Below are 24,365 nucleotides of genomic sequence, written 5' to 3' on the forward strand. Positions count from 1 at the left end.
CGGACGGCAAATGGCAAATGGCTGATAGCTGATAGCTATAAGCCGCGAAGTTGTTGATTTGTAAAGTCGTAAAGCGAAGCTGGAAGGGAATGGTTAATGGCAGATGGCAAATGGCAAATGGCAAATGGCTGATAGCTGATAGCTATAAGCCGTGAAGTTGTTGATGTGTAAAGTCGTAAAGCGAGAGGCCAATAGCTCATGACGGACGGCAAATGGCAGATGGCTGATAGCTGATGGCTATAAGCGTGAAGTTGTTGATTTGTAAAGTCGTAAAGCGAGAGGCCAATAGCTCATGGCGGATGGCAAATGGCAGATGGCTGATAGCGGATGGCTATAAGCCGTGAAGTTGTTGATTTGTAAAGTCGTAAAGCGAGAGGCCAATAGCTCATGACGGACGGCAAATGGCAGATGGCTGATAGCTGATGGCTATAAGCGTGAAGTTGTTGATTTGTAAAGTCGTAAAGCGAGAGGCCAATAGCTCATGACGGACGGCAAATGGCAGATGGCAGATGGCTGATAGCTGATGGCTATAAGCGTGAAGTTGTTGATTTGTAAAGTCGTAAAGCGAGAGGCCAATAGCTCATGACGGACGGCAAATGGCAGATGGCAGATGGCAGATAGCTGATGGCTATAAGCGTGAAGTTGCTGATTTGTAAAGTCGTAAAGCGAGAGGCCAATAGCTCATGGCGGATGGCAAATGGCAGATGGCAGATGGCTGATAGCTGATGGCTATAAGCCGTGAAGTTGCTGATTTGTAAAGTCGTAAAGGCCCGAACTCCTACGACGAAGCGATCTAACCTTCTAACTCTTCTCACTCTTCGACAATGTCAGGCTCTGCCTGCCAATAACCTTATTTCCGGACTTAGTCCAGCTAGATCTCGTCGCAGGCTATCATCACTTTCTTATACGGATGAAAACGCCAGCTGGGCAACGCGCCAAACGGCTCCGCATAAACACGGACTGCCTTTATCGACTCTTTCACCGCAACCCTATATTTTCTACGCCGAACGGTGTAATCTTCTTCTACCGGCCGTATATCCCTATGCATCACGCGACGAAAATGCACCCCATCCACCGACACAAAGATCTCTACCGTTTTGGGTGGGAATATCCAGTGCCGTGCATCCTGTAGAAAGTTCACCTCAACTGAACCTATCCGCTTTGCCTCCTTCAGCTGAATGGTAGCGTCCATCGGCGTTCCGTACCACATCAGCCAGTTGTAGCTGTGGTCGTCGTACCCCGGAACGCTATCCGTTAACGTGGCGACACCATTTGCCGGAAACGACGGATCGTAAGGATGGACCAGGCTGACGTCGGCGCCGCTAGCTTTATTCGGACGCAAGCCCTGCGCAAAGATAACGTCCCACCCGGCTCCGTAGCCTTCCGGCGAACGCCCACCTTCGGAGAGCTCCACCACGCCTAACCTTCTGCTGTCGCGCACGAAGCGATCGACCTTCTGCCTGACGTAAGGCCTTACGGCCCATTTTTTTCCATCCTGTATAAAAACACCATGTCGGCGGGGCCCATAAAAACGGGATTGCTGCAGATAGGTATAGTCAAGTCCCACACCAATCCGTCTGACACGGTCTTCAAATAAGCGTTCTCCTTCCACCGCTACTTCGGCTTTTTCCAGCAATACACTATACCGTTCCATAGCTTCCGGCCGCAAGAAATCGTTACGGTGATCGATAGGGTTTCCATAGATGGACAGGGAATGTGCCTCCTGTAGCAGGTTGAGGCGACGGGCTTCCAGATAGGTCTTAACATAGGGGGCTCCCTTGCCGTAGTAGCCATTGATGAACTCATCCGTCAACCGCCCTTCATCGGCATCCGGATTCCATAGCAAATGAGCAAGCACATACGCATTTAGCTCCGCCATATCACTGTACGTACCGCCCCCTCCCTGCAGAAAAATGCCTTCGGCTCCTGCCGATTTCAGATATTGCACATTTTGCTGCATGGTTCCCTGAACAGGAAAAGGCGTTAAGAAACCCGTAAACTGCGTTATATAATCCCATACAAACACATGCCTGCTCTTGGATGTCCAATCCTGAAGCTGTCGTCGAAAGGCCCCGGCAGACGGCTCAATACCTATATTCTGCTTCCGGGAAGCGTCCACGTTGGTCAGCATGACATATACATTGTCTTCAACGTGCTCGTGAAGCGGCGCGTTTGCCGTCTGTAGATAAGCAAGCGTCGTAAATTTCTTACCTGGGAATGTACGAGCCACCCGGTTTACAAAGCGAATCAGCGTACCCTGAGGTCCTCCTTCGCGCTCGTTGGTTTTGCTACATTGCGCACATGTGCAGTGTCCTAGCGCATCGTTGGGACCAATAGACCAATAGGTTGCCGAAGGGTTATTTTCCATTTTCTCCCGGAAGTAGTCCACGGTACGTGCGAAAACCTCTTCGTTGGAAAGACAGAGCTGCGTCGGTTGCCGCCGCCCGTTATACCAGGCGTAGTACGCAGGGTGCTTCTTAAAATAAATGGCAGGAGGTAATATTTTGTTAAAGGTATGCCCCCATTCGCCCCATTTCTCCTCCAGGTTATGTAGGCCATACCAGTCCATATATTCGGGATCGAGTTCTACCGGAAAATATACTTCCCTGTAAACAAAGGCCGGCGCCGCGGAAATATGAAGTCCCTCGTCTATATAAAGTTCCTCAAGCTTCGGGATATCGGTGTTTTCCCTGCCCGCATACCACTTGCATGCACCTATAATGTCTCGTACATACCGGTAGGCTGCGAACACGACACCTCGTCCGACGCCGGTGATGTACAGCTTTCCCTGTTCATAGTGCAGTCCATAACTATCTTCCATACGCTCGCCGTTTTCATCAACCCTCCTTATCACAATAGCCATTTCACCACCTTTCTCCCAGATAAATGGGAGCACTACGCCCGTACTTTCCGCTGTATATTTTTTAACGACCTGCGCTGCTTTTAACGCCAGCTCATCCCTGCGGTCTACATCGATAACGAAGGGGGAAGCACCGTGTCTGACGACCGGAACCCTTTGTTGCCCATACGCTGCGTTTACTAACAGTACCATACCTACCATAAATTTCCACATGTTCAAAGTAGTTTGACGCCACGGCTGCACCTCGCGAGCCGGCGGATCAGGCAGCCTTATGTCCGCCCCTGCCGTTTTACAAAGGTCGGCTAAATTTTCATTATGTGTATACGGAAATTGCCGTAGGCGATCGCATATGGATGTTATGGTTTAATGGCGTAGATGGTGCCTCAGAACATTGACGTCGACACAGTTGTGCTTACTCCGTCTGAACTTCGATGGTAAATCAGCTCGACAACGATTTCCGGTATGAGATGCCCTCTTGCAGCCATAAACAATGCGCTCCGTGGTATTAATATAGATTGGAAATCCTTCTAAGTACGGATCTTGAATACATAACGGCGGAAAAGCGCCTGCTTTCCGCCGTTATAAACAAACTGCTAGCGTTTATATGGCTTTTTAGCAGCCTCTATCAGTTCCCGCATCTCCAATTTGATATAATCTACATTAGGTGTAGACCCTGTTAAGAAATAACGGATATTTCCCTCCTTGTCTATTATAAATTTGGCAGGAATACCGCGGACGCCATACTTGGCAGCAAGCACTTCGCCCGTATCGGGATCTTTCTGATCGTCGTATAGCACCTCAAACGGATACCCGTTCTTCTCGATGAAGGCGGGCACATTTGTTTTGTATGCAGCATCCCTTTCCCACGTATTGATAAATAAAAACTGCACAGCGTCGTCTTCTGCATACATTGCCTGGGCAGCCTGCATACCGGGAAACGAACGGATGCACGGTTGGCACCACGTCGCCCAGAAGTCCAGCACAACCACCTTGCCCTTAAGACTTGCGAGCGACACCTTTTCCCCTTTTAGGTTCAGGAGCTCGAATGCCGGAGCAGGTTTGTAGACTTCCATCTCCTTAATATGGTCGCAGATAGCTTTGACAACGTCCTGATCTAAGCGCGTAAAGTAAGCTGCCAATCCCTGACCTGATCCATTCAACTCCGTGTATAATTCGGTCATCTTATCTTTGTACCCAAATGTTCCCTGTTTATAAAGGATTTCGAGTTGCTGCAACGCTTCCAGCTTCCGTCCCGACGCTTCCAGCCCTTTAAAGTAGCTGCTACTGAAACGGGGAGCCTGTTCCGGCGTCAGCGCTATGGCCCTCTCGATCAGTTCCAACGCTTCCGTCTGTCTGCCCTGGGCATTATATATCTCCGCCAACTGACCTACATATCCGGGATAGCCCACAGCGGCAAATCCGGCCTTATTGTCCTTTTGCTCTTTGGGAAGATTGATGTAGTACTCCGCATCATCAATAGCCGTCTGAATTAGTGGGATTGCTGCCGCTGTATCGCCTTGCTGCAGGAAGCTCGTCGCTACGGGGATATAGCCCTGCGCGCGCCAGAAACGCTCGTTCATCTGCTCCACATAGGAAAGCGCTTTTTCCTTTTCCCCCTCTTGCGCAAAAGCACGCGCTAGGGCAGCTATGATATAGTCATAGCTGAGTTTATCGCCTTCCGCTTTTTCCATAGGCCATTTCTTCACCCAACTCTTAAATCGCTTTTCCTTCTCCTCCGTACTTTCCAAATCATAGAACCCTGTTACATAAGCATCGCGCGCGGTTACCCCTTTTGGGAATTTGCGAATTACTTCTTTGCGTATGGAATCGGCACTGTTTTCATGCCCAAGCTGGTAGATGAAATTGCTCGCAAAGATTAGATCGCCCTCATCTTTGGCGCTTTTAGCGAGCTTAAAAAGCTCCTGCGCCAACGCTTCTTTCTCTGCTTTGGTGCCGCTCTCTGCTATTTTCGCGTACTGCAACCGTTTTTCCTGCAGGTTACTCTGTGCCATGCCCGCGCTTACCGCGAGTAACAGGGCTGCTGTGATTAATTTCTTCATTGTTCTATTTTCTTGTTTCTGCTTTATTGTTAAATTGCTTCTTTCCGCAAGGGCGTGTGCATATTTGTTACAGCACATAGGCACTACGCCTCTACGATTCGCCTTTATACACCATATCCAAAACCTTATCAAAACCGGCAATGGCGTCGCTGGGTTCGCCGACGAGGCCTGCCAGGGATACAGAGAATAGGTACAATTTACTTTCCCGGCCATCCCAGGTTGCGACCAGCAATTCGCCGTATTCACGACCATTATCGTCTATGGCTCTAAACTTCATATTGATAATCCCCTCCCCTGCCGGGAATGCATGAAACTGGTTTGTCGAATTTGCATTGATGCCGTAGCGGTACAGTCGATTTTCATAGCCGTAAAAGATGTGCGCTGATTGGGACGAAGAGGCGATATTCGTCGCTTCTGTATCCAGAATATAAGGAGCATCCATACTTTGCTTCATGCGGGTGATCACCGGATTTCCTTGGGTAGTCAACGACGAAAATTGTAATAAATAAGGTTGTGCTCCGTCGTACATCACCGCATTGTGTGTATTATTCACATTAGCCGTTCCCATGTACTTCATGCCCAATCCCACATCATTCATATCAAAAATAGACGGGTTGCTCGCATTGGTCGGCAGGGCGTCCAGACTTCCGCCACTCGTCCTATAAAAACGTTGGTTTTGCTGATCATACAGAATATGGGAATACACAACCGGATGTTGGCGCCAATCGTATTCCCCAACATTCGCGGTGAAAGGCGCGATTTGATAGTCGTACTCCACACCCGGTGCTTGCATACTTGGCCCGAACTTCTTGGCCCCCGGAAAACCACCGGTCATATTCGCCTGCAAAAGACCGTCGTTAAGGATTACACCTAAATTCGTTCCCGACCAACCGATAAAGGATAAATTTTTGGTAGCTGGTGGCACGAAGTATAGGGCATCCAGATTATAGCGTATCTGCAGGGTCAACGGATCAAGCTCTACCGCATCGCGTTTCCCTGCTAGATATAACTTTCTCCCTGTCGGCGAGACATCATCTGCTACTGAACCTGAGGAGAGGCTGAGCATCAGGGGCTCGGCTATTGCATAATTCGGGTTGACCAGTGAATAGATATCACGCTCTACCGAAGTATCCGGCAATAGCATGGAAAAGTCTGCAAAACCTCCTTTATCCTCCAAAACCATCCAACCTTCACTATAGCGATTGGTGATACGCAGGTCGTAAAAATAAAACCCAGAAACCCCGCTCTTATTATCCGTTACCTTAAAGGTAAGTCGATACGGTTCGCCAAGAATGAAAAAGTCGGAAATCTCTGTATCCAGTTCTTTTTCCCTACCCAATGTATCTCTTGGCTCCCGATAGCCCACGGCCGAATTATTTCGCGCGGCAATCCAGAGATAGCTGTAGTCGCCCTTCGAATCGTCGAAGTTTGGCGACAGGTGTAAGCGCTGCCCTAGACCGATTTCGATGACATCAGGCGCTTCTTCATCGCTAATATCAAAGGTAATTGGCTCTTCGTAGGAAAAGTTATTCTTATCTTTTGTACATGCGCCGATCATGATAAACAGCAGCATGTACCCTATTATTTTCATCTTCTTCATTGCCTAATAAAATTTAACCGGGTTACCGTTTTCGTCGATCAAATCGCCGTTTTGCTGTTCGTAATTATACAACGCCTGGTAAGCCGTTTGCACAATAAAATTTCTATCCTGCGGCAAGGGGTTGCTTCCCCAGCTGGTGTATCCCGTCACACTGCTGATAAAGCGGATCTTCACCTCCGAATATTCCCCGAAAGAAGACAGCCAGGAGCTGTCCCAATTCGTTGGTTTCAGCAGCTGGTCGGTGATGGTAAACTTGAACTCCCGACGGGTATATTCCGATCGTCCAACTGGATGAGCTCCTGTATCGTCGTATCCTGCCCGCAAATCCTCTGAATCCTCGATACGCAGCAAAGCGGTTACCAAAGAATCCCGCAGTCCGGGCTGGCGGTACAACACGATGGCAATATCGTTACCGTATTGACCTGCAGGGATCAGCGGGTTCAAAATCTCATAGTGGTAACCAGACTTCGCATCGCTACCTTCATCGGCGACAAAGTTGATCCTACGATCGTGATCCGCCGCCAGTCCTGTAATCCGGCAATATACATACAAGGTATCCCGTTCCACCTCCTCCGGCTCGAAGGCGAAGGAATAGTTGAGCGAATCAAGACTATAAAAACCGCCATTATTCAATTGTGCACCAAAATATACACTGGCTTCGTCCTCAAACATGAGACGTTCATCTTCCTTACAGCCCAGTATCAACAACAGAGCCAACAGGCCATATATCGTTCTTTTTTTCATCTCTCTTCCTTATTGATAGTCAGGGTTAAACTCTATTTCCGTATTCGGAATCGGCAAGGTGTAGACGGCGTTCATAACTCCGAAATAAACGCTATTTTGCAAGCTAGTATAGCCAAAGCGCTTATAAAAATACCACAGCTGCCCTTCTGCATAATATTCCTTCCGGTATTCCTTAAATAGTTCATCCTGGAGCGCTGCCTCATCTGAAAGGTTTTCGGAAGTAAAAGGACGCGCGATGTTTCGTGCTTCGCGAACGACATTCAGGTATTCCCGAGCTTCTGCTAAGGACGTCGCCGATTCTGCAGCGATATAATACATTTCCGGCAGGCGTATCAACGGTATCAGACGCTGCTTAACATTCGTACTATGATCGGAATAATATTTCTTGGAATAGACGGCCGAATTACTATGCGCCGACCAGCGGCTTGGTGAAGCAAGCGACGAGCGAATATCCGAACCAAGGCCTTCGACAGTAGTTTCATAGATACCGTTCAGCACCGATTGGGTATTAAACAGGTCACTTCCTTCGGGCTCCAAAGCATTGGTCTTGAAGAAGTCATCCGCTACGTCGTTTAGGCGGGAATGGTGGAGGGAAAAGATATGTTCCGACGTATAAATAATGTCGGAGCGTTCATCCCGCTCGTCATAATTTCTACCAGAAATCGGCGAGAAGTAGAACCAGCCGCTATTGATCACCTCATCCGCATAAATCTTAGCATTCACTTTATCGCCAGCGTAGAGGTACATTCGTGCCAGCAAGGCTTTCGCAGCCCAGTAATTCATGCGATTTTGGCGAAATCTATAGAACAACTCTGCACCGATCACGGTCGCCCCTTGATTACCCGCTATTTGATCGATGTTCTGCATTTCCTGCTGCAAGGCGATGCCCGCCAACATATCGGCTTCTATGCGTTCCACGATTTCGGCCGCAGTCAACACATTGCTCGGCGAAACGGTAAATTCCGTTACATACGGAATTGCCGGTTCATTGGCTGTTGCCTCGCTATAAGCCGGCGCAAATAAGCGCAGCAAATCGAAATGCAGGAAGCCCCGTAAAGCCAACGCCTCTCCCTTGATCAGGCGGTAATCTCTTTCCGACAATTCCGCCGGCTGGCTGTCCATATGCTTCAACAAATAATTCAGCTGCGCAATACTGTTATATTGCTTTGCCCAGAGGTTCTCGATGACGACTCTCGGACTATGTCGGGTATCATTCGCCTCGGTGTAGGCATAACGGGCGGATAAGCTGTAATAATCGGTGCTGCTATTGCTCTTATTCGCATACAATTGTGCCAGCACGTCTACAAAGCGGAAGCTCAACTCGGCGCCATAAGTCGCTTCATTGTTCATGGATTGGTAAGCCCCAACCAGCACATCGATGTAACCCTGTGCCGTTTGAAACTGCTCGCCCTCATCGAACTGGTTCGACGGACGTACGTCCAGCCATTTATTACAGGACACCGTTGTGAGTATCAGCACAAGGCAGAAGCCCAAGGTTTGTATATTTCTATTTATATTCTTCATGGTCTTATCTTAAAATGAGGTCGTAAACTGCAACGTAAATGTTCTGGAAAACGGATAATCTAACCCTCTTTCGCGCTGAATGGCCGACCATTGATACAATTCGTTACTAAACAGAGTGATCCGCGTATTCGACAGATTAAGCCGTTTGTTCCATGCATCGCTGAAGCGGTAGTACACCGAAACACTTTCCAGGGAGAGCAGATCACTGCGTTGCACAAAACGCGAGGAGTTGTAGGTCGGCGTATTAATGGCAAAACCATTATAATCAATCAAGCCCTTGAAAAAAGTGATATCTCCCGGTTGCAGCCAACGTTCTTCCGCCACCCGCCGATCCACGTTGTAGATATTTACCGCCGCGTTTTCCACCCGATCCACCAGCGTCTGGTTGTAGGCATAACCGCCAATGCGGAAGCGGAGGAATACATTGGCCCCAATACCATTGTATTCAAAATTTGTCCCGAAAGTACCTTCCAGTTTCGGGCGGCCATTTGCAATAATCACCTGATCGCGCGGATCGTAGATATTGGTCAAGCTGCCGTCTTGTTTCTCGAAAATCTCATAGCCCGATGCCGGATCAATCCCATGTGATTTCACGGCCCAAATCGCGTTGGTGGACTGGCCGACGGCATATCGCGTAATCGGTACGGAGGAAAATGTCGTGTCTGCCCGCCCATTCAAGGCTTCCAAGGTGCTTGACAACTTGGTGATCTCGTTGTCTACATGGAACAAATTCGCAAACACCGACCAATTGTTGCGATTAGACATGGAGTTGATAATATTATAACGCACATAAAGTTCGTAACCCTTAGTCTTCATGTCCCCGATGTTTTCGGAGTAACTGGAGAATCCCGACGACGGTGCGGTATTCACCGTACCGATAGAGCCCCGCGTGGTTTCTATATAGTAATTACCAACGATATTCAGGCGATTAAACACATGGATATCAAAACCAAAGTTATTCTTTTGCGTTTTTTGCCAAGAAAGATCATCGTTACCGAAACCTAACAAGTAAGAACCGATCATGCCCCGGTAATCCATGTTGTTATAGAAACGGGAAGTTGTTCTCGCCAGATAAGAATCAAAATTTTGCGAGCCGGTATAGCCGAAGGAGTAACGCAGCCTAAACATATTCAGCCATTCTTCTTCTTGCAACCACGGCTCATTATGTACATTCCATCCTCCACCGAGCGACCAGAAAGGGGCAATACGGTTGTTCGCTCCAAACTGCGAAGAGCCATCCAGGCGGAAAGAAGCATCCATTAGAAACCGATTATCATAGGCATAAGAACCATTCACAAAAGCACCCAGCAAGCGGGTAAATCCTTCGTCGCCGGTCACACTGCTGCCGTCCCGAAAACCCAGCCCCTGCGTCACATCGTCCATGCGGGCATTCGGAAAACCGACAACCGTATAAAGGTTGGAAAAACTCTTCACCTGCTGTGCATTCATCCCGAGCGTTCCAAACAGTAAATGCTTGCCAAAGGCTTTGTTTACATTCGCGCCAAGGTTGATATCGTAATTGGTGCGCTTGCCATGTCCTTTATCGTAAGAGCCGCGCTCGAAAGTTTCCGTAGCCGAAAAGGACGTATGTTGCGCCGGTAAAAAGCGATCCGACTCATCCCACTGAAACTGCAAAGCCACACTACCGGTCAGTCGTAACCAAGGGTTCACCTGCCACTGCAGCGCCGTGTTGTTCATGATATTCGTATACCCCGTTTGGTCAACCACGCCTAAATTCGCATTATAGAGCGGATTCATCGGTCGCACCGGATTGTTGTTCGACGGGATAATACCGTCCAAGTTATCGTAAGAATCGAAGTTGGTTAAGCGGTTGCCGTCTTTATCATACACTTCCTCCAGATAATACTTCAACGTGCCGTCATCATTATAGGGCGTCCAATAGGGGTTCAGACGTGTATATTGTCGGAAAGTGCCGTAAGGCGAATTTTTGCCCAGATTGCTAGTGACCGTCACCTCATTGCGCACATTCAAACCATTTTTTCGATAGGCTAGATACGCATTTCCTAATATGTTCCGGCGACTGGATCCCTTCATCACCCCCTGCATATTCAAGTACGTTCCACCGATACCGTAGAGTATACTTTCATCGCCACCTTCTATGTAAAGATTATGTTTATGTCCCGCCCCCACTTGTATCGGCAAGGTTGTCCAATCGGTATTCACCCCGCGTTCGATTTCCGACAGGCGATGGTTGTAGTAATGCTCCAGCTGTTGTTCGATGCGGGTATCCCCGTAAAAGGAATACACACCGGTACGTTCTTCAATAGCCAGCTTTTCCCGTGCATTCAACAGGTTATAATCTGACAGATCGGCCATTTCCAAGGACACATTGCCCGTATAGGTAATCCGCAGATCGCCAGAAGCCGGACGCACCGTTTCAATCACCACCACACCATTGGCCGCTCTGGATCCATAAATCGCCGTCGCCGTCGCGTCTTTCAATAGGTCTACCGATTTGATGCGCGTCAGATCGAGGTCGTTAATACGGGTCAGCGACACCTCAAAGCCATCCAATATAAAGAGGGGCGTATTGGGCGCGGTTTCATAATTAAAAGGGCTGGTGGTCGTCCCACTCGGATCTACAAGACTATTCCCTCCACGCAATGTGACCTCCGGCAATGCATTCGGATTGGCTCCCATATTGATATTCTCCGGCATCTGAAAAGAAGGATCCAACGATTTCAACGCGGTCAGCACATTGTTTCCGGCCACCTGTTGTAGCTCTTCTTGATTAAAAGAGCGCACGGCACCGGTGTATACTTCTTTAGGCCGCTCAAACAAACCTGTCACCACAACATCCTCAATCTGTGTGGCCTTATCTTGTTGCATGGTCACAACCAAGGAGTTCCGGCTACCGACTGCTATTTCCTGCTTCTCATAACCGATTAAAGAGAACACGAGGACGGTTGTATCGGCCGGAACCGGAAGAGACCAGATTCCATTCGCGTCAGTAGCCGTGCTAGAGACATTTCTAAGCTCCCGAGGCAAGCTCTGCCAGTTACGGACATAAACGGTTACACCGCCCAAGGGTCGGCCGGCCGCGCCGAGTACCTGCCCATTGACGACCCGCTGTTGCCCCCGCTGTGTGCTCGTCTGGGACGACGGCCGCTTTTCAAAAAGAACAATATTTTTTCCGCGCTGACTGTATCCCAACGGTTTATCGTCCAGCAAGAGATCCAGCGTCTCTGCAATCGTACGTTTTTGGGGAGAAAGGACGGGAGCGCTATATCTATCCACAATCTCGGTAGGATAAAAGATCGACATCCCTGTTTCCTCTTCCAGTTGTTTCAGGGCTGCTTTCAATGTAGCTGTCCGGATACCAAACTCGACTGTGTTGGCGCGGATATTCTGACCGACGGTGGGGCTGGAGGCCAAGAGGTTGATTGTCAATGTCAGCAGCACCCCACAAATTAATTTGACCCTCATAAGAAAAAGAAAACTGTGCCGTCCATGCAAGCTTAGAAAACGCCACGGCGTTCCGCTTGCAAAAAACAAGATTTTTTGCATTATTTGTATTGGGTTAAAAGTTTACCAAAATGTTTGAACCTAAGCTCCCTGTTTAAGCTTCCTACGGCGACAGGGGCTTTTTTTCTCTTATTTTCTCTTTAGGGATCGTGATTTTTGCTCCTATTCATGTTATTAAGTTATTCAATAGTTAGTTATGTATAATTAATGTTAGTTCTTTTGTTTTAGAGGCAACCGGCGCCGTCTATCTCGACCATATCTCCCGCCCGCCTGTACAAGGCTCCTCGAGCTGTGCATAATATGTCCAGGACTTCTTCCAATGTCTCCATGCCGCTGAACCTGCCACTAATCGGGCATTTGGCTAAATCAGGGTTCTTGAAGCGAATCTCCACGCCATATCGACGTTCCAGGCGGGATGTCAACTCGCCAAAAGCTTGTGCATCGAACTGCATGTCCTGTGCCGTCCAGGCGAACGTATCTCCCACTGCTGCGGATACGGTCTGCTTCTTCGGAGCCTTTTTCTCGCCCTGCACAACGATTTGCTGATTGGCTGTCAGTTCGGCCATGATCTGTTCCTCCTGCTCCACCCGGACCTTTCCGCGCTGCACGACGACCTGCACATTTTCCTCTCCTTCGGCGGCCCTTATGGTAAAGGCAGTTCCAAGGACTACCGTCTTTACTTTTCCTGTATGAATAATAAAAGGTTGATGCTCCCTTCTATTGATATCAAAGTATGCCTCTCCTACCAGCATTACCTCCCGCGTCGCACCTTTAAAATCGGTCTTATATACCAACCGGCTTCCCGGGCGAAGAACTACACGGGAGCTGTCCGGAAGCAACACAAACCGATTTTCGGTTTGCTCCGCTGAAGAGGTTGCTACTAGAGCTTGCCCCATATCGTCGCCGGCTCTCCAAAAAGCGATTCCCAGAACGAGCAAACATATGGCTGCAATAGAGGCATACATCAGGAGAGGTTTCAGCCCGCTCTTCTTGATATTGTTTTTCCGCCCGGCTGCGTCTTCCCTTACCGCCATCCAGATTCTGTCCTTCATTCGGTCGTGCACCCGTTCCTCTTCATTCGGATCGTCTGCCTCCCAGAGCAGGTCATCCGCTACGTCCTGCCTATACCACTGCAAAAGGCGTTCGCGCTCCGCGTCACTTACCGTCCCCTGCAAGTACTTTCGAATTAGCCGATGTAGTTCATTGCTCTCCATAATATGGTTGTTAATTACAGAGTACCATACACATGGGGGTACCCCTATATAGAATTTTTATTTTTTTTTGAGGCCAAAGACCTCAGACCGACGGCGACAGATTACCCGGCTAGCAGCGCCGGTCAGAAGAAAAGAAAGAGAAACAGGCTAAAGCCGACCCGACGGAGATTGATGCGGATGACCTTTAAGGCCCGTGTTATATTGGCTTCCACTGCTTTTTCAGAAATGTGGAGCTGCTGTGCTATTTCCTGATGCGATTTTTGGGCGTCCCTGCTCAGCTGGAATACGAGTTTACACCGTTCCGGAAGTTTCTCGACGATGCCGTCGACATACTCCTGCAAAAAACGGGCATCGATGGCCTGTTCGTCCAGCTGCTGGAAATCTTTGGGCAGTACGGCATCGCGAATCAGTTCCTGCTGCCGACTGCGCTGCAGCATTTTGAAGGTAGCGAACTTTACGGCGGTCGCTAAATAGCTGGACAGATGCTGAATCTCCAACTCATTGCGGCGCTGCCAAAGGGATACAAAAACCTCCTGCACGATCTCCTCTGCCATCCCCTTATCTTTGGTGTGCTGGAAAGAAATAGCTAGCAATTTTTTCCAATAATGCTCGTACACCCGGGCAAAGGCCTTTTCGTCGCCATTTCTAATGGCAGCTATCTGTTGCTTGTCCGAGTCTGCCCTAAAAAGTTTCATCCCCATGCCTCTTCTTCAGTTTGCATGATCCCCCTTTCTTATACCGGAGGATCTGTTCATCCACGCGGCCGCATCGTAACTCTACCCGACTATCGGCGCCGCGACAAATATAGACATTTAAAACAAAGTCTATAAATGTAATAGACTAATTCCTACGCTCGTGCTTAAATGTAGTCACTGTTTAAAAAAAACACAAGACAAACGGCAATATTCAGTAAAATTTTCAGAAAAATAGCAAGTTTTTAAATAAAACTAGCAAAAACATTTGGAAGTAAGGCGGAAAGAAAGGTGTTTTTCACCAACAGTTGCGTGGTGTCCGTAGACAGAAGTATGGATAAGAACAAGCCTCGTAAATATACTAAAGGTTTACCGTCAGCAGCAGATGGGTTCGTGACAGGTGTACAGACCCATGTAGCCTGGTCGTAGGTCTCCCGTACCTTCCCCGTACCTCCGTAGTACCTCTCCAGTACCTTTCTAGTACCTTTTTAGTACCTTTTTAGTACACTTCCCGTACACTACCAGTGAACTAACAGTACACTAACGGTACCTTTTTTTGCTTGTGCAACAGTTGCGTAAACAGTACTTCATCAGTACTTAAGGAGTACTTAAAACCTACTGAAGGTATAGGAGGTCTGCGAGCAGAAATTTATCATTTTCTGTTATGCGGTTCGGGTTCCCTTCGAGGCGGCTTCGACTCCTATTCGGGACAGCTTCGGGAACGCTTCGACAGCCCTTCGGGAGAGTTTCGACAGCTGTTCGACTCGCAGCCGAAGAGCAGTCGAACAGCTGTCGAAGCCCAGTCGAACAAGACTCGAACAGCTCCCGAAGAAATCTCAATACAAATCCCAGAGGTAGCACATACCATCGCGGAAACTAAAGTCGCCCCCCTACATGAAGGGAATGAAACATTATTTTTTAGACAGGAAGGCTCGCATATAGGCACGCTTACACCCGTCTTATCTGTAGTAAGTGAATGGGAAGCGCCTATTAATCCCTATTTAGCTGCCGAATCGTATAGTAATACCACATGATTTTTTCACCCGCTCCATGTGCAGCGCCGCCGCTAACAGACCGGAGTTTGCCATCAAGGTGGTAATCGAAACGATATTCGCCTATTTTACTGATACTCCCACTTAGATCATAGCCGACATTTAAGCTTCCAAAGCTCCGGACCTTGCCGCTCAGATCGTAATCTATATCCTCATCTCCAAACTTTCGAACACGTCCATAGTGATCATAATCTATTTTGATAGATCCAATCTCCCGTATCCGGCCTTCCAAATCATAATCGATCCCGCGCCCACCAAGCCTTCTTATTCGTCCTCCCAGATCATAGTCAATACCTACGTCGCCCACGTTACGCACTTTGCCCCATATATCATAGTCTACATCGCTACTGCCTGCGCTCCTTACCGTTCCGTCGTGATTATATGAAATACGCATATCTCCTATGGCAGTTAAACGCCCTCCTAAATCATAGTTCATGTTGACATTCCCCACCCCTCCCTTAAAAACATGGCGTACATTGCCTTGGCTATCCAGCATAAACACGATAGGGCCTTTCGCTAGCTTTATAAACGGTTGTTGTGCACAAATCAAGCTGCAATAGCTGCTAAACAGCAGTAAAACAACTAGTCGGAGTGAAATTGTCATATCATTTCAAATATAGGCAAGTCTCGATATACTATCGTAAGGTTAAAATAAAAAGCGGACAAACCGCTGGGCTGATTTAAAGTTATATCTTCTCACGGACTTGCCAAATCAGCTTACCTGCTTTCTGATCATTAGTTTGAGTCATACTTGAATATCGGGTAAGCTCTTAAATATACTAAACGTTTACCGTCAACAGCGGATCGATTCGCAGCAAGTGTACAGACGCATGTAGCCTAGCTGTAGGCCTCTCGTACCTTTCTTCGTTTACGCAACAGCCGCGTAAATAGTACTTCATCAGTACTTAAGGAGTACTTAAAACCTACTGAAGGTATATGAGGTCTGCAAGCAGAAATTTATCATTTTCTGGTATGCTATTCGGGTACACTTCGAGACGGCTTTGACGTATCCGCTCTAAGAAAAGAGCGTCCGGATGTTTGCGCTGTTATAGACCTACTTTCCCGGGCCTTTCACAAAACGTGATACCGCACCGTAATTGCCTCCATAGGTAGCTTCTTCAACCACACCATCACGCAACGTAAATCTAACCTCACATGTGGATATAGTATCTCCGCCCGGTGCCTGATAATCATACGCTATAAGTGTTCTCCCATCTTTTAGATCTTGTTTACGCATGGGCGGGCCATACACGAGATAAATCTGATCTTCATCCTGCCCCTTCCATTCGCTCATATAATTGTTGTAGCGACTAAACAGCGCACCACAGGCCGTCAACAGCAACATCGATAATACTATACAGCATAATAGGTTTATCTTCATAACGAAACTACATTAACGTTTTTTGGCCAACTCAAATTCTTGCTCCATAGTAAAAAAACACCCCGTGCGACAATATCTACTTGACTACTATCAATTTGCACCATTTATCGAAGACACGTTCTGAGCAAAACTCAATACTGGCAGAAAATCCTGTAAAAAGTGGATATACTAGATATACAAGCTAATCCTTTAATAACGAAAGCAATAAAAGAAAAAGATATTATCTACAAATCAATATATTGTAAACAAATTATTAACTATAACCTGTTGTGCCCTATTAAATACAAAGGCTTTCAGTCACTCTGTCGAAGCTCCGTACTGTCTGTAGAGCCAGCGAAGCGGTCGCTACGGATCGGCCAGAAACAGAAACCCCAGACTCCCCTTTTATCTTAAGGCCCTTAGTGACACGCCGCGTCACTAAAGATAGTGTGTGGGGGGGATTCAGTTCCCGGAAAGAGGGTAATACTATAAAAAAGACCCCCGACACGGTTTCGTATCGGGGTCTTTCTATTAAGGTTTCAGAAAAGGAATCGTTTTTCCCTAGGGATGATTGATTAAAACTTCTTAGAAGTTGTAACTGTACCCCACGCTGAACGTACGCCTCGGTGCGCGTTGCTGATAAATCTGATCAGCAGCCATATATGCCTCATACACACTTACCCGCCTACTATCCAGTAAATTGTCTATTTTTAAACTAATCACTCCGGCTGTCATATCTCGTCCAACCTTTTTTGACAAGTTTACATTTAAACTGTTAAAAGGCTTCATATATACGTCCGAATTTCTAGAAAAACCGATCAACTGTAGTGTTTTACCTTGTACATTGTAGAAAACACCAGCCTCAAACCCTTTGTCAGCGGTATTATAACTTAGTCCGGCATTAATTAGGTACGGCGACTGTCCTTGTAGTTCCCGCGTTCTCTCGATCACTTCACCTTCCCTTGCGAAAGACAAACGAGAGTTATATTCATTATCGCCCATCTCTATTTCCGACTTCACAATAGATGCGTTCAAATTCAAGTTCAGGTTTTGCAATTCCTCCATTAAAAATCCGAAATTTTTTCGCGCTTCTACTTCCACTCCAAATACATTAGCGGTGTTGGAGTTGCGAGCAATGATATTGTTCGGCAAAGCGTCTGAGAAAGCTTGTAATTCGATCGGGTTTTCAAACCTTTTATAAAATCCGCTTAATGCTACCATTTGGGCCTGATCTCCAAAAATCTCATATCGTAAATCAACATTATTGATATAAGTAGGCACCAATTCAAGGTTTCCTAAAAATCTAGTATCAGTCAACGGATCATAGATCTGAACCACGGATAATTCCTTAAATGACGGACGAGCAGTTGTTCTTGAATAAGACCCTCTTAAATTGTGATTAGCGACAGGACTGTATATCAGATTCAACGACGGAAACAAATCAAAAGTATTGATAGTCTTCACATTGTCATATCGAACACGGTCAATGTTCTGACCAGTAAAAAAAGATATATACTGTTCTCCGCGCAATCCGATGATCGTTCTAAACTTATCCCATGGTTTAAATTCGGCCGATGCATATACCGAAGCCGTGTGCTGTGAGGCATCAAACGTGTTAGCAGCTTCAAACTGGCCTTGCATATAAAAACCTCCATCACGAGTCGCGTCATATATGTTTTCCTCATTCAAAATAGCATTAGGGTCTCCGTTGGGAGCAGCTAAATTCACGTTTCTATAATTGACTGTGTAATTATTAATCGCATAGTCGCGCTGTTTATAACTATAGAGACCTCCAAATTTAACAGACGCTTCACGGTCAAACAACTGCAGCTTTTTTGTAAAGTCAACTTTTCCAATGGTATTAAATTCCTCTAACGCACGCCAGATGCGCATAGGGAGTCCAGCGTCGGTACTAATAACATAATTACCCGCAGGATCTACCACAAAGGTCGTCAATCTGACATCCTGATCATTCACTTTGGCAAGAGACGGCGATACCTTCCACTCCGTAATAAAATTTGCACTTTCGTTGCTGTGCTTACCACTAAGAAGGATATTCGAAATAGACCGCTGGCTATAGTCCAACAAATGCTTGTACGTATTATTAGAATTGGCAATGCGCGTTATCTGATCAAAAATGGCCGATCGAGATTCTCCATTTTGAATATGAAGGAAATTCAATGCATACTTGGATCGCGCCGTTTTATAGTTCAATCCGACCATTCCAGACAATAAGACATTCTGCTCGCCTAAATCCCCTTCCGACGTCCTGTCAGCTCTTAGTTCCGAACTCGCATCACTTTGATTAGGCTTTTGATAAATTCCATTTTGATAACCTTCATAGAACAGCGTCGTCTTTTTATAGTTCAACACCCCAATTAAACCAAGCTTATTCCCCCACAAGTTGTACTGGTTGCTGAAATCCACTCCTAATGAGAAGTCCGGAATACTACTTGTTTTACGTTCAGCACCCAAAAGTGGAGAAAATGATTTAGTCACATCTTCAACAATTGGACGATTATCGGCGGATACCGGATTTGGTATATTGTACCCCTTGGAAATTGGGAGTTTACGTACTCCGTTATCAAATCCGAAAACATCTGTACTGCTACCCTTATAGGACACAAAGTTATCCTGAAAATGCATATGAGGATTATAACCTAACGATAGGGATACGCCAAGTTGCTTTTGGGCTGGGATATCTTTCGTGACAATATCGACTACCCCGCCCGTGAAATCTGCCGGTAGCTCCGCAGAAGCAGATTTCATCACCACGATATTCTCCAAGACACCGGTAGGAAATATATCCATCTGCACCGTATTCTTATCCGGATCCAAACCTGGAATATCTACTCCATTTAAAATAGACTTCGTGTATCTATCGCCCAGACCTCTGACGTACAGATATTTCCCGTCCTGCACCGAAACTCCTGGCACCACCCGGACAGCTGAAGCAATATTGCTGGCGCCGGAACGTTGAATAGCCTGAGAAGATAGTCCATCCATTACAACCCCGGCATTTTTCTGCATATTTAGAATAGATTGCTCTGTATTTGTCCTTGCCGAAACAGATACAACGACCTCTTCCAGCTGGTCGGAAGAAGGCAATAAGGTAATATCGACATGCGTAGCCTTTCCGGACTCTACCTTAACGTCAGTGACTTCTTTCGTTACATATCCGACGTAGCTAAAAACCATTTTATACGTTCCCGGCGCTACCTCCAAGGTATAATCGCCCTCAAAGTCCGAGCTGGCAGCTTTACTTACCCCGATGACTGCTACACTAACTCCCACTAAAGGTGTGTTTAAACTTTCATCCTTAATCACCCCGTATATTCTGCCACTTTGTGCAAATAGAACAATTGGAGAAACTATAGTCATCAGTAGCAATATAAAATAATGCTTGTTCATTCAAGTGTAATATTGTTATATATAGTGTTATAATTTTATACAAAATCCACCTTCCTTCAAGTAGTACGAGAGTGGAAGATGGATTTTATCTTTATCGCTTAATTAAGAAAGCGTAGTTAAATAACGTTCTTTGCTTTAGCAAATGTCCAGTTAAATACAGAAACGTCTGCTCCAACGGTTTGTGCATTAGCATTAACAGAAGTAACGTTTTCAATGAAACTTGCTGATGTTGGCAAAGTTGTTCCTTTTGATGTTAGAAGGTTAGCAATAGTCTTTCCTGTAGGCAACACAATCTCCCAATTTGCAAATGTCAATTTGCTTGCATTAAAGTTTAATACACTTGCCTCGTCATTTAAGTTTACTGTTGAACCAGTAGCATTAACATTGTAAACGTATATATTCTCTAAATGCCCCATTGCTCTGTCGCGAAAATCGGCTATAAGTTTGCCCTGAAAATTCCCCATATTCACAGTCACATTCTTAATCGTAAACGAGCCCTCCGCATTACCTTCTGGCCCGTCAATTTCGAATGCACTACCAGAGTTCGCTGTTTGTATAACTAGTGCATTTTCGATAGTGCCTGAATACGCTTGGTCGATATCTAGACCATCATCTTCCTGTCCATAAATCAAGACATTTTTAACATTTACAGTTCCTCCGAACCACTCAATACCATCATCTTTATTCGAATAAATTTCAATGTTTTCAATAGTCGTACCACTACCTACACCTCCCAATGTTAGCCCTTGAATTTCAGCATCTTGCTCCAATGCCACACCACTAAAACGAATAGAAACATATTTTAACGACCCTGAATTATCAGCGGGATTATTTCCTCCGTACTCGCCATAAGACAAACCTCCAGGTATACCTTCAATGTAGTCTATCCCCTCGGCTGCCGCAACTGATATAGGAGCATTACCCAAGATAATAACACCTCCCCATTGACCAGCATCTTCTACTTCTAACGTACTTTCTTTCTCACCGACTTGGATATCATCGTTAACCGAAGTAAAGATGATTGGCTTATCAGCCGTTCCGTTAGCAATCAGCTTTCCTCCACGGTCAACTATCAACGTTGATGCATTTGACCCCTGCCCATCTTCTGCCTTAATAATAGTACCGGCTTCGATAGTCAACGTAACACCTTCATTCACGACAACCCGACCATCCAATACGTAAATATTGTCGGCGGTCCATGTCTCGTTAGCCTCTATAATACCTTGTTTTACAATCTCCTCGCCCTGTGGCGTCTCAGGACCTGTCGGATCATCATTATCCGAGCAACTAGAGAAACCTGCTAACAACGCAATTGTCAATGCAGAGAATAAAATCTTTTTCATCTTTTAAATGTTATGTTTTACAGCTACAAATATTCAGCTTTCCTGTTAACAACATGTTAAGTTTAAATTATCTTAAGAATACCTTATTATTATCAAAATATTAACACAAAGAAAACAACTATCGTCCCGTTTTCTCCCCGACACATCAAAACATTCAAACCGACATCTTACTCTTTTACCATGCCACTACTTATTATTGTATTTTTTTCGTTAAATAAAATAAACGCAACTGTATTTCATTCGTACTTCATCGAATTTGTTAGTAATTTGCGGCTTTAAACGACACACCATGGCAGACATCGTATTATCTTCCACCCAACTAAGCTACCAATATCCACAGGGAACCAACCTTTCGTTTCCGGACATTCGGGTCCAAGGGGGTCTACACTGCTTACTTCTGGGTGATTCAGGGAAAGGGAAAACCACGTTGCTGCATCTGCTAAGCGGCTTTTCCGCGCCCACCACGGGCGAAGTGAGGCTGATGGACCAAAGCCTGTACGCTTTACGCGGCTCATCGTTGGACGCCTTCCGGGCTAAAAATCTGGGTTTTATTTTTCAGGAAGCACATTTGCTGCGCAACCTGACGGTTGCCGAAAACATTATGCTGGCACAAAACCTGGCCAAGAATCCGGTGGACGAAGCGGAAGTTATGCATGTACTGGAACAGCTGCAGCTTGGGGAAAAAGCGAATAGCCTGCCCCACCAATTAAGCCGCGGGCAAAAACAACGTGTGGCCATCGCCAGGGCGGTCATCAACAGGCCGGCTCTCCTTTTAGCGGACGAACCGACCGCCTCACTGGACGACAACAACACAGCCCTGGTCCTCAAGCTACTTTTTGACATCGCGGGCAACTACGGCTCCACACTCCTCATAGCAACGCACGACAAACGTATTAAAGATCAATTTACAAACTCCTATCAATTATAGACGCCATGAATAGCCTGCAACTCGTCTGGAAGAATATTACCCAACAATTGGGTTCGACGTTATTAAGTGTATTGCTCACCGCCTTTGGGGTAGCCATACTTTGTGTCATCTATATCACCGGTGAAACTTTTGAAAAGCAGCTATCGAGCAACACCAAAAATATCGACTTGGTCGTTGGCGAGAAAGGAAGTCCTCTACAGCTGATTTTAAGCTCTTTGTATCATGTGGATAATCCCACGGGGAACATCCGGCTGGATGCCGCGCGCGAGCTATCCGGCAATCCGTTCATAGAGCTTGCCGTGCCGATTTCACTGGGCGATAATTTTAATGGTCACCGTCTGATTGGTACAGAACCGAGCTACCTCGACCTTTATAACCTACGTATTAAAGAGGGATCGTTGTGGTCAGACTCTTTTGAGGCCGTCATCGGTAGCGACGTTGCGAGAAAGCAGAAACTGAAAATAGGCGATGTGTTCCACACGGCGCACGGCCTTGCTGCAGACGGACACGTACACGACGAGCATCCGTTCCGGATCGTCGGAATACTGGAAAGGTCGAATACGGTGGTTGACAACCTTATCCTGTGTAACCTCGAAAGCGTATGGGATGTGCACGGGATTGCTCATGGCGATCACGATCATGACGACCACGCGGACGACGGCCATGAGCATAGCCATGAGCATGATGCTGCCGACGGGCATGATCATCATGATCACGACGACGCAGCAGCACATCACCAACATTCGGATACAGGGGCTGATGGACATCAACATCACGAGCATGAAGACGACGGGGAGATCGTCGCCGAACGGCCCCGTGAGGCGTTTGTAAAAAACATTGGAGACGACATGTTGGAAGCCCGGGGTGATGAGGTTACCGCGCTGCTGGTGAAATACGCATCTCCGGCAGCTATGGGCATTGTACCACGATTAGTAAATCAATCGACCGATATGCAGGCCGCCTCCCCTGCGATCGAAAGCACACGTTTGTTCGCACTGCTGGGCGTCGGTCTGGATTCTTTGGCCGTCCTGGCTTACGTCATTATGGCAATAGCCGGACTAAGCGTTTTCATCAGCCTATACAATGCCCTCAAACAACGTAAATACGACCTCGCGGTTATGCGTTCCATGGGTGCATCGAAAACTAAACTTTTTAGTCTGGTGTTAGTCGAAGGGTTAGTGATCACGTGTTTGGGCGGGTTCATCGGCTTGCTGCTCGGTCATGCCGCGTTATTTATTATCAACGAACAGGCCAGCGAGTCCGCCGCTTTCATCGAAGCGTTACGCTTCAATAGCCGGGAATTATTGTTAATTTTGGCAGCGTGCTTAATCGGAGCGATCGCCGCGGTAATACCGGCTATCAAAGCATACAGAACGTCCATTTCGGCCGTTTTAGGTGATAGATAGGTGAATAAGTTATGCTGATGAGATCTGCATAAGTGGCTATAAACAAAAGGATGAACAATTTGTGCAATCTTCATTGCTATAAAAAACAAACTATTCGAATGAAAAAATACATAACTATACTGTTGTTAAGCTTAGCTGCGTTTGGATCCACCCGGGCGCAGATCGGCCAGTTTCCAGAGATGAACGTGCCCGACCACACCCCCATGATGAACAGCACATGGGAAGCCATAGATAAGATGATGTATAAAGTCACTTACGAGGGAAACAAAAAGGTCTATACACCGACTTATCCGCCGGCGCTTAAAGCATTGGAGAACAAAATAGTCGAGCTTCCCGGTTATCTGGTGCCTTTGAACAGCGGACGTACGCACAGCACCTTTATGCTGTCTGTCCTCCCTGTTATGCAATGTATGTTCTGCGGAACAAACGGAATACCCCCTATGGTAGAAATTTTCATGAAGAACGGATCCGTGAAGTTTACTGAAGAACCGATTAAGATAAAGGGTAAAATGAAGTTCAATCCTGAACCTTTGAAAGGAAATGCAGAGATCCAGATTGTGGACGCGGTATTGATGAAATAGGAGCTCGGATGTCTATTTCGGTGATACTGGGCCAGTGATTTCGGTGATATTGGGCCAATTATTTCGCTAGTCATTGGGCCACTTTCCGATTACAATAATATATA

The 24,365-nt window shown here is 46.7% G+C and carries 15 protein-coding genes; 3 read left to right on the forward strand and 12 right to left on the reverse strand.

The window, feature by feature from the left end:
- Positions 1–871 precede the first annotated feature (871 nt).
- The 12 genes from BC792_RS11305 to BC792_RS11360 form a co-directional block, all read right to left on the reverse strand.
- A complete protein-coding gene (locus BC792_RS11305) occupies positions 872–3,073 on the reverse strand; it encodes a DUF4838 domain-containing protein (protein WP_148909119.1) in 2,202 nt (733 codons plus the stop codon).
- 380 nt (positions 3,074–3,453) lie between these two features.
- Complete coding sequence (locus BC792_RS11310; protein WP_170250016.1) at positions 3,454–4,920, reverse strand: redoxin domain-containing protein; 1,467 nt, start codon at positions 4,918–4,920, stop codon at positions 3,454–3,456.
- A 91-nt stretch (positions 4,921–5,011) separates the two neighbouring features.
- Positions 5,012–6,520 carry a PKD-like family lipoprotein gene (locus BC792_RS11315; protein ID WP_148909121.1) on the reverse strand — a complete coding sequence of 503 codons (1,509 nt, stop codon included), beginning with the start codon at positions 6,518–6,520 and terminating at the stop codon, positions 5,012–5,014.
- Positions 6,521–6,523: 3 nt separating this feature from the next.
- Positions 6,524–7,264, reverse strand: a complete 741-nt coding sequence (locus BC792_RS11320) for a DUF4843 domain-containing protein (RefSeq protein ID WP_148909122.1) — start codon at positions 7,262–7,264, stop codon at positions 6,524–6,526.
- A 9-nt stretch (positions 7,265–7,273) separates the two neighbouring features.
- Complete coding sequence (locus BC792_RS11325) at positions 7,274–8,788, reverse strand: RagB/SusD family nutrient uptake outer membrane protein (RefSeq protein WP_148909123.1); 1,515 nt, start codon at positions 8,786–8,788, stop codon at positions 7,274–7,276.
- Positions 8,789–8,797: 9 nt separating this feature from the next.
- Complete coding sequence (locus BC792_RS11330; protein ID WP_170250017.1) at positions 8,798–12,235, reverse strand: SusC/RagA family TonB-linked outer membrane protein; 3,438 nt, start codon at positions 12,233–12,235, stop codon at positions 8,798–8,800.
- 263 nt (positions 12,236–12,498) lie between these two features.
- Positions 12,499–13,488, reverse strand: coding sequence for a FecR family protein (locus BC792_RS11335; protein ID WP_148909125.1), 990 nt, complete (start codon positions 13,486–13,488; stop codon positions 12,499–12,501).
- 122 nt (positions 13,489–13,610) lie between these two features.
- Positions 13,611–14,189, reverse strand: coding sequence for an RNA polymerase sigma-70 factor (locus tag BC792_RS11340; protein WP_148909126.1), 579 nt, complete (start codon positions 14,187–14,189; stop codon positions 13,611–13,613).
- A 981-nt stretch (positions 14,190–15,170) separates the two neighbouring features.
- On the reverse strand, positions 15,171–15,836 hold the full coding sequence (locus BC792_RS11345) for a hypothetical protein (protein ID WP_148909127.1): 666 nt from the start codon (positions 15,834–15,836) through the stop codon (positions 15,171–15,173).
- Positions 15,837–16,286: 450 nt separating this feature from the next.
- Positions 16,287–16,613 (reverse strand): ABC transporter ATP-binding protein, encoded by a 327-nt coding sequence (locus tag BC792_RS11350; protein WP_148909128.1) that lies wholly within the window; start codon positions 16,611–16,613, stop codon positions 16,287–16,289.
- A 564-nt stretch (positions 16,614–17,177) separates the two neighbouring features.
- The gene (locus tag BC792_RS11355) at positions 17,178–20,003 is read right to left on the reverse strand and encodes a TonB-dependent receptor (RefSeq protein WP_148909129.1); all 2,826 of its coding nucleotides are present in this window, start codon (positions 20,001–20,003) and stop codon (positions 17,178–17,180) included.
- Between the two features lie 116 nt (positions 20,004–20,119).
- Positions 20,120–21,346: a hypothetical protein gene (locus BC792_RS11360; RefSeq protein ID WP_148909130.1), complete on the reverse strand. Its 1,227-nt coding sequence runs from the start codon at positions 21,344–21,346 to the stop codon at positions 20,120–20,122.
- Positions 21,347–21,635: 289 nt separating this feature from the next.
- On the opposite strand from BC792_RS11360, the gene BC792_RS11365 reads away from it, so the two are divergent.
- From BC792_RS11365 to BC792_RS11375, 3 genes are all read left to right on the forward strand, one after another.
- On the forward strand, positions 21,636–22,274 hold the full coding sequence (locus tag BC792_RS11365; RefSeq protein ID WP_148909131.1) for an ABC transporter ATP-binding protein: 639 nt from the start codon (positions 21,636–21,638) through the stop codon (positions 22,272–22,274).
- Positions 22,275–22,279: 5 nt separating this feature from the next.
- A complete protein-coding gene (locus tag BC792_RS11370; protein ID WP_148909132.1) occupies positions 22,280–23,680 on the forward strand; it encodes an ABC transporter permease in 1,401 nt (466 codons plus the stop codon).
- 98 nt (positions 23,681–23,778) lie between these two features.
- Entirely contained in the window at positions 23,779–24,261 is a 483-nt protein-coding gene (locus tag BC792_RS11375; RefSeq protein ID WP_246155011.1) for a hypothetical protein, read from the forward strand.
- The last annotated feature ends 104 nt before the right edge of the window (positions 24,262–24,365 follow it).

This window comes from Sphingobacterium allocomposti (genome assembly GCF_008124885.1).
GTDB lineage: Bacteria > Bacteroidota > Bacteroidia > Sphingobacteriales > Sphingobacteriaceae > Sphingobacterium > Sphingobacterium allocomposti.

Coding starts and splice junctions, on each gene's coding strand:
- BC792_RS11305 (WP_148909119.1), bottom strand. CDS start 3,073: ATGTGGAAATTTATGGTAGGTATGGTACTGTTAGTAAACGCAGCGTAT.
- BC792_RS11310 (WP_170250016.1), bottom strand. CDS start 4,920: ATGAAGAAATTAATCACAGCAGCCCTGTTACTCGCGGTAAGCGCGGGC.
- BC792_RS11315 (WP_148909121.1), bottom strand. CDS start 6,520: ATGAAGAAGATGAAAATAATAGGGTACATGCTGCTGTTTATCATGATC.
- BC792_RS11320 (WP_148909122.1), bottom strand. CDS start 7,264: ATGAAAAAAAGAACGATATATGGCCTGTTGGCTCTGTTGTTGATACTG.
- BC792_RS11325 (WP_148909123.1), bottom strand. CDS start 8,788: ATGAAGAATATAAATAGAAATATACAAACCTTGGGCTTCTGCCTTGTG.
- BC792_RS11330 (WP_170250017.1), bottom strand. CDS start 12,235: ATGAGGGTCAAATTAATTTGTGGGGTGCTGCTGACATTGACAATCAAC.
- BC792_RS11335 (WP_148909125.1), bottom strand. CDS start 13,488: ATGGAGAGCAATGAACTACATCGGCTAATTCGAAAGTACTTGCAGGGG.
- BC792_RS11340 (WP_148909126.1), bottom strand. CDS start 14,189: ATGGGGATGAAACTTTTTAGGGCAGACTCGGACAAGCAACAGATAGCT.
- BC792_RS11345 (WP_148909127.1), bottom strand. CDS start 15,836: ATGACAATTTCACTCCGACTAGTTGTTTTACTGCTGTTTAGCAGCTAT.
- BC792_RS11350 (WP_148909128.1), bottom strand. CDS start 16,613: ATGAAGATAAACCTATTATGCTGTATAGTATTATCGATGTTGCTGTTG.
- BC792_RS11355 (WP_148909129.1), bottom strand. CDS start 20,003: ATGAACAAGCATTATTTTATATTGCTACTGATGACTATAGTTTCTCCA.
- BC792_RS11360 (WP_148909130.1), bottom strand. CDS start 21,346: ATGAAAAAGATTTTATTCTCTGCATTGACAATTGCGTTGTTAGCAGGT.
- BC792_RS11365 (WP_148909131.1), top strand. CDS start 21,636: ATGGCAGACATCGTATTATCTTCCACCCAACTAAGCTACCAATATCCA.
- BC792_RS11370 (WP_148909132.1), top strand. CDS start 22,280: ATGAATAGCCTGCAACTCGTCTGGAAGAATATTACCCAACAATTGGGT.
- BC792_RS11375 (WP_246155011.1), top strand. CDS start 23,779: ATGAAAAAATACATAACTATACTGTTGTTAAGCTTAGCTGCGTTTGGA.